General features: G+C 46.2%; 10 protein-coding genes and 1 pseudogene. 2 read left to right on the top strand and 9 right to left on the bottom strand.

What is annotated here, in order from left to right; translation table 11 throughout:
* Nucleotides 1-704 (top strand): tetratricopeptide repeat protein (locus Q0605_RS11070; RefSeq protein ID WP_298706911.1); only part of this gene is annotated, 704 nt, incomplete at its 5' end.
* Between the two features lie 335 nt (nt 705-1,039).
* Here the strand turns inward: Q0605_RS11070 and Q0605_RS11065 are convergent.
* Genes Q0605_RS11065 through Q0605_RS11050 form a run of 4 tightly spaced genes read right to left on the bottom strand, consistent with a single transcriptional unit; the run spans nt 1,040 to nt 5,228 of the window.
* Nucleotides 1,040-2,062, bottom strand: a complete 1,023-nt coding sequence (locus Q0605_RS11065) for an OmpA family protein (RefSeq protein ID WP_297944850.1) — start codon at nt 2,060-2,062, stop codon at nt 1,040-1,042.
* Nucleotides 2,049-3,338 (bottom strand): MotA/TolQ/ExbB proton channel family protein, encoded by a 1,290-nt coding sequence (locus tag Q0605_RS11060; RefSeq protein WP_298706910.1) that lies wholly within the window; start codon nt 3,336-3,338, stop codon nt 2,049-2,051. Before Q0605_RS11060 ends, Q0605_RS11065 begins: the two co-directional genes overlap by 14 nt.
* A 1-nt stretch (nt 3,339) precedes the next feature.
* The gene (gene fbaA / locus Q0605_RS11055; RefSeq protein ID WP_298706909.1) at nt 3,340-4,404 is read right to left on the bottom strand and encodes a class II fructose-bisphosphate aldolase; all 1,065 of its coding nucleotides are present in this window, start codon (nt 4,402-4,404) and stop codon (nt 3,340-3,342) included.
* A 14-nt stretch (nt 4,405-4,418) separates the two neighbouring features.
* The gene (locus tag Q0605_RS11050; protein ID WP_291936539.1) at nt 4,419-5,228 is read right to left on the bottom strand and encodes a peptidyl-prolyl cis-trans isomerase; all 810 of its coding nucleotides are present in this window, start codon (nt 5,226-5,228) and stop codon (nt 4,419-4,421) included.
* A 105-nt stretch (nt 5,229-5,333) separates the two neighbouring features.
* On the opposite strand from Q0605_RS11050, the gene nth reads away from it, so the two are divergent.
* Nucleotides 5,334-5,969 carry an endonuclease III gene (gene nth / locus Q0605_RS11045; protein ID WP_298706908.1) on the top strand — a complete coding sequence of 212 codons (636 nt, stop codon included), beginning with the start codon at nt 5,334-5,336 and terminating at the stop codon, nt 5,967-5,969.
* A 180-nt stretch (nt 5,970-6,149) separates the two neighbouring features.
* Here the strand turns inward: nth and Q0605_RS11040 are convergent, their stop codons facing one another.
* The 5 genes and pseudogenes from Q0605_RS11040 to Q0605_RS11020 form a co-directional block, all read right to left on the bottom strand.
* Entirely contained in the window at nt 6,150-7,481 is a 1,332-nt protein-coding gene (locus Q0605_RS11040) for a hypothetical protein (protein WP_298706907.1), read from the bottom strand.
* A gap of 530 nt (nt 7,482-8,011) precedes the next feature.
* Complete coding sequence (locus tag Q0605_RS11035; RefSeq protein ID WP_298706906.1) at nt 8,012-9,289, bottom strand: M20/M25/M40 family metallo-hydrolase; 1,278 nt, start codon at nt 9,287-9,289, stop codon at nt 8,012-8,014.
* 15 nt (nt 9,290-9,304) lie between these two features.
* On the bottom strand, nt 9,305-9,565 hold the full coding sequence (locus Q0605_RS11030) for a cation transporter (protein WP_295140567.1): 261 nt from the start codon (nt 9,563-9,565) through the stop codon (nt 9,305-9,307).
* Nucleotides 9,558-9,887, bottom strand: coding sequence for an aryl sulfotransferase (locus Q0605_RS11025; protein ID WP_298706905.1), 330 nt, complete (start codon nt 9,885-9,887; stop codon nt 9,558-9,560). Before Q0605_RS11025 ends, Q0605_RS11030 begins: the two co-directional genes overlap by 8 nt.
* A pseudogene (locus tag Q0605_RS11020) lies at nt 9,884-10,088 on the bottom strand (transglutaminase domain-containing protein); the annotation flags it as partial. The gene Q0605_RS11025 and the pseudogene Q0605_RS11020, both read right to left, overlap by 4 nt.

Genomic DNA, 10,088 nt, shown 5'->3' with positions numbered 1-10,088 from the left:
CGGAGCGATGTATGAAAAAGATATTTTTAGCGCTGATCGCCACGGCGGCTTTAGTAGTGGCAAAACAGAGCGATTTTAATGAAAACGAACTGCAAAGTAAATGCGACAATAACGATGCATCGGCGTGTGCAAATCTCGGTAGCGCATATTACTTCGGAGAAAATATAAAACAGGATTATAAAAAAGCAAGCGAACTATATTTGAAAGCTTGCGATTTAAAACATGGTAAAAGCTGCCATAATCTTGGAATTTTATATGAAAAAGGGGAGGGCGTAAAACAAAGCTACCAAAAAGCGAATGAACTATACTCTAGAGCTTGTGAGTTGGAGCTTGCCCAAAGCTGCTATAATCTCGGGAATTCATATGAAAATGGTAGTGGCACAAAGCAAGACTACAAAAAAGCATATGAGTTATATTCTAAGGCTTGCGATCTAGGATTAGTCAATGGGTGCTACAATATGGGAGTTCTATACTATTCGGGCGAGGGCGTAGAGCGAGATTCTAAAAAAGCAAACGAGCTATTTTCGAAGGCTTGTCGCTTGGAATTTGCCGATGGTTGCTATAATCTTGGGGTTTCATATTTCTATGGTGAAGGCGTAAAACAGGATACAAACACTGCAAAAAAATATTTAAATAAGGCTTGCGATTTAGGATCTCAAGTCGGTTGTGACGGATATAGAAAGCTAAATGAGCTAGGCTTTTAATTCATTTAAATTTTAAGCCGCCTGTGAGCCCGTTTAAATTTGCGACTTAAATTTAAAGATCTAATTTAAACTATATTATCTGCGTGACAGCACTAAAAGCGCGTCAAAATGCGCGTACTTAAAATTTAAACCAATTCCGCCGCGGCAGATGCTGCGTAAGCGGTGTATAAAATTTAGTGAGCCGCCAAATTACGACGACATTCGCGCCAAAATAAAAGGATACGTTCCGCCACCGTTAAAATTTCAGATGAGACGTTAATTCTTTAGGAATTTTAAAATTTTAAGCCCTCTTTTTTGCGGGCTAAAATTTCGAGCGAACCGTTAAGGGTGAGCCACTAATTCGTAGCGTTCGCGTCGAACTGCAAAAATTTCCTGATCTCATCCATCGCCTCTTTGTTTGAGAGTGTAAATTTGATCTCGATGCGGCGGCTAGCGTCCTTGTCCTCGACGCCTCTGCGCATCACGGGCTGCGTGTAGCTGCGACCGCTGGCGATGAGGTATTTTTGCAGTCGCTCATCTTTATTCCACGAGTTGATGAAATCCATCACAGCAAACGCCCTATTTTGCGAGAGCTCGAGGTTATACAAATACCCGCCGTCGCTGTCCGTGTGTCCTTCGATGATGATCTGATCTAAATTTTCGCGAATTTCATCGTTATTCAAAAGCGCGGCGAAATAGCTCTGCAGCGTCGAGCGGAGCGTCTCTTTGGCGCTCTCTTTCAGCTCGCTTGAGCCCTTATCGAAAAGGATCGACGAGCTTAGCGTCATCGCGCCGCTTTCGTTGTCGATGCGGATCTTGCCGCCCAGCTTCTCCTTCAGATCGGCGATGATCTTAACCTTCATTCCGGTGAGGTTGCGGATGCGGTTTTTCGTGACGTTGAGGTCTTGTAAAATTTTATTAAAATCGCTCTCCTTCTTCGTGAGCTGATCGAGCAAAAAGGCGATTTTAAGCTCGTTTTGACTGATCGTAGCGTTGGCGTCGTCGCGCGCTTTTTGCAGAAGCGAGTTGATGTCTAAATTCTCTTTTTTCAGCTTTTCTGCCATCTCGGTTAGGTCTTCGATCTGTATGAAGTAGATGGAATTTTGCTTGCGAAGATCGGTGTTTTCGATATTTAGCTTCTCGAGCTGATCGCTAAAAATTTTATTCAGCGCCTCAAGCTCGGCGCTTTTTTTCTCCTGGCTTTGCAGGCTTGCTAGCGCACTTGAAATTTGGCTTTCTTTCTCCTGCAGGTTGCTTTGCGTGAGGAAGTATTTGACGATGATGCCGCCTACTAAAAGCACGAAAACAAAAAGCAGCCCCGCCATCAAATCGGCGTACGCGATCCAGAAGGTCTCTTTTTCTTCGTTATTCGTTTTCATCTAAAAGTGCTTTTTCATCGATGCTTGCAAGCGTTTTGCGAAGCTCTTCGATGATGCTTTCGTTGCTCGTCCGCGCAGCACCCTCTCCAGCTAAAAGTGCCTTCAAATCCGCGCTTAGCCCCTTAAAGCTAGCGTCAATTTTAGCGGCGTAAGCATTCTGCGAACTTGAAATTTCACCCGCAAACCCGCCCAAGGAAGCATTTAGGCTCTTGATTTGAGCGCTTAATGCACTCGTAACGTTAGTCAGCTCGCCTTGCCCGTCCGTTAAAGTCTTAGACTGGCTTAGATACTGCGCGGAAATTCCGTTTTGAATTTCGATTAGGCTTGCAGACACGGACTTAAGCGCAGATAAAATTTGAGCGAAGCTCTTATCTAGCTCACCGTGAGCAAGATTTGTCCTTTGGATCATCTCTCCTGCTTTTTCAAGCTCTTCTTGTGTAATCGCCATACTTCGCTTCTCGGCTTCCATCACACTTTCAAATGCGCCGATTTTTTCATCGATTAGGCGGTTTAGCCTTTCGGTAAAATTCGTAGAGCTCATCATCGCAAATGAGCGCGAAATTTCAGAATTAGCGTTTAAAATTTCATTCAGATAGCCCTGTGTTATTTCGTCTTTGTTCCAGAAGAAATTTTTAGTAGAATTTTTGTATTTGATGAGCAGGCGCTCATATTTGCTGATGCCCTTTTTCTCAAAATATATCCACCAAAGCGCCAAAAAGATTCCATAGATCGAGACGTAAAATGCCGTACCTACGCCGCCTAAAAGCTGCGCGATCTCGGTTTCTAACCCATCGATATTGCTTGAGGAAAAGTGCGGCATCGAAATCGCAATCGAGATGAAAGTTCCTAAAATTCCAAGCATCGGAAAGACCGCCGACGCGACGGAAGCGTAGTTTTGATTACGCAGCGAGTAGCCGTATTCGTCCACAAAAAGATCAAAGCTGGCATCTGATTTTTTCTTGCCGCCGATACTTAAGAGATTGGCGACAATGTAATTTTTCAGCTCGCGCTTGAAGTCATCGATATTATTTTGAAAATTTAAGCAGCCGTATTCTGCATTATGACGAGCTAAAACTAGCGCGATAATGAGCAAAACTGCAAGCATCAGGATCGAGTGTGTTTCTACCTTCAGCCCGATAAGCCCCAAATAGCCCAGCAAAAACACCACAAAAACCGCGATCGGCAGAGCTGCGATCTTAAAAAAAACGCCCGCTAACGAGCGCTCCTTCGCCTCAGGTAGCGTGATATCGAGCACCTCGTTATTCGGGCGATCCATATTAGTTCCTATTTAGGCAATTTAGATTGTCAAATGCGACTTGCAAGCGCGCCACCATACTCTGCTCGCCAGCTCTTAGCCACTTGCGAGGATCGTAGAATTTTTTATTCGGTTTATCCTCGCTTTCCGGATTGCCGATTTGAGCTTGCAAATAGCCGCGATTTTTGCCCTCATAAGCGCGCACGCCGTCCCAAAACGCCCACTGCGTGTCGGTATCGATATTCATCTTAACGACGCCGTAGCTAACGGCTGCCTTGATGTCGGAGGTCTCGCTGCCGCTGCCGCCGTGAAAGACAAAATTTACGGGCTTTTCGGATTGCAGATTAAATTTTTCTCGGACGAATTTTTGCGAATTTTTCAAAATTTCAGGTCTCAGCACAACATTGCCCGGCTTATACACGCCGTGGACGTTACCGAAGCTTGCTGCAATGCTGAATCTATCGCTGATTTTGCCAAGTCGCTCGTAAGCTAGCGCGACATCTACGGGCTGGGTATAAAGCCGCGCATTATCGACGCCGGTATTATCGACGCCGTCCTCTTCGCCGCCCGTGACGCCAAGCTCGATCTCAAGCGAAATTCCAAGATCGCTTAAAATTTCCAAATACTTCTCGCAGGTGGCTAAATTTAGCTCCAAATCATCCTCGCTAAGATCGAGCATGTGCGAGCTAAAAAGCGGCACGCCGTGAGCTTTTTTATTCTCGGCGTTGGCTTTAATGAGCTCATCGATCCACGGAAGCAGCTTCCTTGCGGCATGATCGGTATGTAAAATTACCGCAACGCCGTAATGGGCCGCCAGAGCATGCACCTGGCGCGCACCCGCGATAGCGCCTAATACCGCGGCATTTGGGCAAGCGGCACCTGCGTAAAACGCTGCGCCGCCGTTGCTAAACTGAATTATTACGGGCGAATTTGCGATTTTAGCGCTTTCCAAGACGGCGTTTATGGAATTCGATCCCACTACGTTTACCGCAGGGATCGCAAAGCCCTGCTGCTTCGCATACGCATAGACTTTACTTACGTCATCGCCACTTAAAACGCCCGGTTTTACTATATCTAAAACGCCCATTTTTAGCTCCTATATTATTTATACTCGATTTTAGCGTTTTTGTGAAGATCTGCCGCTTTTTGCTCGACTACTTTCGCCGCTTTTTGCTGTCTAAGTACGCGCTCTATAAAAGGCTTTGCCTCGCTTTGACTTAACTGCTTTTTAGCTTGAGACTCCTCTTTTAACACGACGTGATATCCAACCCTGCTTCTAATAGCTTTAGTAGTGATTTGACCATCTTTTATCTTAGAGATCGCATCGGCAAAAGGCTTGACCTGATCGCTAGGCATCCAGCCTAGCTCGCCGCCGGTTTGTTTAGCCTGCGGATCGATAGATTTAGCTTTGGCAAGTTCCGCAAATTTAGTAAATAGCGCACTGTCGCTAAGCCCTTTTAACTGCTTAATAATATCGTTTGCCTCAGCTTCGGTTTTAACGACGATCTGAGCCGCTTTGATTCTCGCAGGCTCGGTAAAGCGCGCTTTGTTTTTGTTATAAAAATCGGCTATTTCTTTATCGTCGATATTTATTTTGCTGGCTTCTTTAGCCTGCCATACACGAAGTGCTAAGTTATCTTTTACAATTTCAAGCTCTTTTTTATAAACGTCTTCGTCCATAACGCCCGATTTTTTAGCTTCATCCGTTAGCAGCATCAGATCAATGCCTTTATCGATAAGCTCCTTTTTTTGATCGGCATTAAGAGCAGCGATATCTACATTGCCTATGCCTTGAAGTAGCGGAGCAAGCTCTTTTTCGGTTACGTCTTTGCCATTTACGGTAGCGTAAACGGTAGCGTTAAGGCTGATAGCGGCAGCCAAACTAAGTGCTGTAAATAAAACTTTTTTCATCATAATTCCTTAAAAAAATTTTAATGGCGATTATAACTCAAAGTTGTTAACAATCAAACTGTACTTTAGAATTTTAGGGTAGAATTCCGCCTTGAGGAAATGCAAATGAGAAGTAAAAAAGATATTTTAGAGATAAAAAAGAGAATTTTACAAAACTTCGCGGAAGAGCGCAGCGAGTTGAAATTTAAAGACAACTATCAGCTTTTGGTCTGCGTGATGCTTAGCGCGCAGTGCACCGACAAGCGTGTAAATTTGATCACGCCGCGCTTTTTTGCGGAATTCCCAAGCGTTGCAGAGCTTGCAAAGGCCAATCTGGCAAGCGTTAAGCTGCTAATCAGCTCGTGCAATTTCTACAACAACAAAGCGGTAAATTTAATCAAAATGGCGCAGGCGGTGGTTCGCGACTTCGGCGGCGTCGTGCCGCTTGATGAAGCGGGACTCAAATCTCTTGCAGGCGTGGGGCAAAAGACCGCTCACGTCGTGCTTTTAGAGGGCGCGGGCGCAAACGTGATGGCGGTGGATACGCACGTCTTTCGCGTCGCGCATCGCCTAGGGCTGAGCCGTGCAAAGACGCCCGAGCTTACGGAGCGCGATCTGAGCGAGGCTTTTAAAACAGACCTCGGCAAGCTACACCAAGGCATGGTGCTTTTCGGCCGCTACACCTGTAAGGCGATAAAGCCGAACTGCAAGGAGTGCTTTTTAAACGAGCTGTGCGGCAGCAAAGATAAGAATTTTCCGTAAAATTTTAGCCTGCAAATGCGGGTTTAAATTTGACGGAATTTTAAAATTTTGACGCCTTACTTAGACCCGCTTTACGGCAGACATTCGGCTTATTATGGCGCGAAAAATTTAGATTGAAATTTTATAAACGCTTCTTTTGATTTTTATCTTTTAGTAAATCTGCGATTTTGCTTTTGAGGTCTACTGCTTTGCCAGCCAAGCCCGGTATCCTTCGCTTTTAATCACGTCCGCGATGCTTTTTACTATCTCCTGCGGCAGAAATTCGGACTTTTTATCAATGACGGACACTAGCGCGTAAGTGTTATCGTAATCTTGCAACTCCAAGCCCGCGCGCACCAGCGTTTCGTATAAAAACGGCTCGTCTTTTTCGATGCTTACCGCATTGTCGTTTAAAAATTCATAGATGAACGCAAGCTGTTTTTTATCGCCGATTTTTAAAAAATAATCGGCCAAATTCGTCGCGCTTTTGATGATGATTTTGCGTAGCTCATCTATCTGCCGCGCAGAGTAACGCTGGGTAATCGGCCGCCAATTTTCCGCCATCCTTGCCGCAATGATAGACAGCTTGAAGGCTCTGCCGCCATAAGCATATTTTTCGCTTTCATCGCCGATTTTTTCTATGGCCTCGAATTCGCTCACCATATACTCGTATAGCTCCTCATCGCTACCGCTGAAATTTTCTAAATATATCATCTCGGCGATAGTCTCGGAATTTTTAGGCAGATCGCCTGCGCATTCTGGCTCCTGCTCTTCATTTTCTTCGTCCCAGGCGACTTTTCTAGCTTCAAAAGTTTTAAAATCTACCAGTGGATTAACGCCGTTTTTTACGAATTCAAAAAAGGCAGAAATATTGATCTGATGCTCGTCTTCGCAAATTCCGTCCTTAAACATCAGCTCGCAATCTTCAAAAAATTCCCAACCATCAAGCGCGCCCAGGTAGCTTCGACCAACCCGTCCGTCTAGGATATAGACGCATTCGCTAGCGCCATGATCAGGCATCGCGTGGTCGTTTGAGACGATATACGGCGCTTGCGTTTTTCCAAAAACCTGCAACATTCCGTCGTTGTATTCGCCGCTTATGCCCCAAAGCGCCGTTAGATTGCCGCCGATTGCGATAACGCCGTCCTGCGAATGCAGATAATTACACGCCGTATCTTTGGCGACCTGTAAAAACAGATAATCATCATCGACGATATCGCCGCCGGTGGATAAATTTCCGTTAACAAACATCGCTCGTGTGCTATTTTTACCGCCCGCGTCGCTAAATTTATCCTCAAGCCAAGCGGAATTTAGCGTGCCTCTCGACAGGCTAAGATCGCCGTCAAACACCAGCACGCAGGAACTACTATCCAAATATAAATTTGAGCCGTATTTTTTCTCAAATTCATCATAAGGCAGTATAAAAACAGGTGGAATTTTGGTTGCGAAAGGGCTACGGTTTTCGTATCGCTTTGCTTGCAATTTAACAATTTGTTCGCAATTTTGCAGAAAATTTTTGATCTGGCTTTCCATTTTTATATCCTTTTAAATTTCTATTTCGGCAAGTGGTCCCGCCGAGCAAATTTTAGCGTCCGTCCTGCTTAATTCTTTGCATTCGCAACTTTTCAAGAAGCAGTTGCGAGCAAAACGAAGCAAAAATCTCTTTAAAAAGCATTCGTGAGGCAAGCAACCGCAAAATTTAAGGGCGAAGTATTTTGTTCTAGACGAGTAAAATTTAAATCATAGGACAAAAACAAGTTGTAAAAATTTTAAGGCGCAGTATCGCGAGATGATTTTGAAAGTTGTGCAGAAAATTTTAATCAAGACTAGGCATGAAGCCTGTCGCAGATTAAAATTTTCTTCTGCTTGCAGTTGTGAGCAAAGCGAAGCAAAAATCTCTTTAAAAAGCACTCGCGAGACGAGCCGCCGAAAATTTAAAGGCGAAGTATTTTTGCTCTAGACGAGGCGGATTTAAATTTTACGACGGGAGCTACCTAGTCGGTAGTGACCGAGTAAAATTTGAATCCAACGAAGTATAGGACAAAAAGACAAGCCTTTTCAAGCTACTGAAGTCTAGCGATTATATTTCTTACAACTTCCGCTATCATCTCCACCGACGCTATCTCGCAGTGCTCGTTCACGGAGTGGGGCGAGTGGATATTCGGGCCTATGGAGCAGGCTTGCAGCTCGGGCTGTTTTGCAACCAGAACGCCGCACTCAAGACCGGCGTGCACGGCGGCAAATTTCGCCTGCGGCTTTTGTTTTTGCAACTCCTCAAGCACCAGATGAGCAAAGTCGCTGATGCACGGCGCCCAGTTCGCCGAGCGGTCGGCTACTCTCACATCAAAGCCCAGCGCGCTAGCTAGCGTGGCGGTCTCAAAGCCCAAATTTTCGAGCCCTTCGCGCTTCATCGCGCGCCCGAAAAAGTCAAACTCGATCACTTCGCCCTTCTGCTTAACGGTCGAGAGGTTTATGCTTTCATTTACCATGCCAAGCTGCGTGTCGTAGCTGCGCACGCCCTGGGCAAATGAGTTGATGAGTGCTAAAATTTTGCCGCTATTTACTAGCACGTCCGCTTCGCCCTCGCCCAGGCTCTTTACCCACGCCAGGCCGCGCTGCTTCGGTTCATGCGCGCACAGCGCCTTGCACACGGCGTTTGCGGGGATCGAGTTGCTCCTCTCGCCAAAGTCCAGACTAATAAGCTCACAGCCCTCCTCAGCGAGGAATTTCGCTAGCAGCTTCGTCGCATTTGGGATATTTTTGTGTATCTCGTTGCCAGAGTGTCCGCCGCTAAGTCCGGTGACGCCGATCTCGTAAATTTTACCGCTCTTTTTGACGGTCTGCGCACCGATTTTTGCGCTCACGTTTATGCCACCCGCACAGCCCAGCGTCACGCGGTCGTCCTCTTCGCTGTCTAAATTTAGCAAATTTGGCGATAAAATTTTACCCTTAAAGGCGTTTGCGCCCACGAGCCCGACCTCTTCGTCGTTGGTAAATAGGCACTCTAAATTTGCAAACTCCCGCATCGCGCCCATCATCATCGCCACGCCGATGCCATCATCAGCGCCCAGAGTCGAGTTTTTCGCTCTTAAGATACCGTCCTCTTCGATGAGCTGCAAATTCGGCGCCACGCCCACGCAAACCATGTCGTAGTGGCTTTGCAGGCAAATTTTAGGCTCGCCCTTTACGGCGTGGATATTGCCCGCCTCATCGATGTTCACGCTAAAGCCCTGAGAGCGCGCAAAATCCGCCAAAAACCCCCTCATCTGCTCCGTTTCGCAGCTACAGTGAGGTATCTCGCAGAGCCTCTTAAAATCGTTCATAACCTCGTTTTTTTGCATGTTTGCTCCTTAAATTTACTTAACTATCTCGCCCGTGTAGCCCGTCGTCGCCACCGCATCTAGCAGTTGCTTCTCGCTCACGCCGTCTTTCGTCTCGACGCGGGCGGTTTTGTCGTGCAGGCTAGCCTTGGCGCTGATGACGCCGTCTACCTTTAGCAGGGCTTTTCGCACCATCGCCGTACACAGCGGACAGTGCATCCCCTCGACTTTGATAACAAAATTTTGATTTGCAAACGCCACGCTTGCAAGCAGTAAAATAGATAGAATTTTATTCATAAATTTTTCCTAAAACTTCGGGGTATGATAGCAGAATAATCACAAAAACAGCTAAAAAAACGTAGATGAAGATCCACTTTTTGCGGCGATTTGCGAGGTCGCAGGATTTTGGCTTTTTGAAAAAATAAAACGCGCTCGCCGCAAAGCAGATCGCGGCAAGTGCTGTAAAATAGGGTCTCAGCTCGGTTAAGCTCTCTATGGCTTCCGAGCTAAGCAGGCTAAATGAAGCGCCGAAAAGTAAAAACAAAAGCGCGGGCAGGCAGCAAAGAGTCGCCGCCAGCGCGCTCGCAACCGACGCCAGAGCTAGCCAAAAGCCCTTCATTTGAGCTCTTGCGACTTGTAGTCGTAGCTAAAATCTATTGGCGAATAGTAATTTAGCACGTTGTCGTCCACTTCGCCGTAAGGATAACCGAAGTTATTTAGCGGAAATTCCGCAGGTTTTGGCGATAGGACAAAGTCGCGCGCGTCGTTAAAGCCGATCCAGCACATCTCCCAGTTGCCGAATAAATACTCGCGGATTTTA

Source organism: uncultured Campylobacter sp. (assembly GCF_938017705.1).
Taxonomy (GTDB): domain Bacteria; phylum Campylobacterota; class Campylobacteria; order Campylobacterales; family Campylobacteraceae; genus Campylobacter_B.
The sequence above is the reverse complement of the archived record's forward strand: the minus strand, read 5'-3'. Positions and strand labels throughout refer to the sequence as shown.

Coding starts and splice junctions, on each gene's coding strand:
- Q0605_RS11050 (WP_291936539.1), bottom strand. CDS start 5,228: ATGAAAAAAGTTTTATTTACAGCACTTAGTTTGGCTGCCGCTATCAGC.
- fbaA (WP_298706909.1), bottom strand. CDS start 4,404: ATGGGCGTTTTAGATATAGTAAAACCGGGCGTTTTAAGTGGCGATGAC.
- Q0605_RS11040 (WP_298706907.1), bottom strand. CDS start 7,481: ATGGAAAGCCAGATCAAAAATTTTCTGCAAAATTGCGAACAAATTGTT.
- Q0605_RS11060 (WP_298706910.1), bottom strand. CDS start 3,338: ATGGATCGCCCGAATAACGAGGTGCTCGATATCACGCTACCTGAGGCG.
- Q0605_RS11065 (WP_297944850.1), bottom strand. CDS start 2,062: ATGAAAACGAATAACGAAGAAAAAGAGACCTTCTGGATCGCGTACGCC.
- Q0605_RS11030 (WP_295140567.1), bottom strand. CDS start 9,565: ATGAATAAAATTCTATCTATTTTACTGCTTGCAAGCGTGGCGTTTGCA.
- nth (WP_298706908.1), top strand. CDS start 5,334: ATGAGAAGTAAAAAAGATATTTTAGAGATAAAAAAGAGAATTTTACAA.
- Q0605_RS11025 (WP_298706905.1), bottom strand. CDS start 9,887: ATGAAGGGCTTTTGGCTAGCTCTGGCGTCGGTTGCGAGCGCGCTGGCG.
- Q0605_RS11035 (WP_298706906.1), bottom strand. CDS start 9,289: ATGCAAAAAAACGAGGTTATGAACGATTTTAAGAGGCTCTGCGAGATA.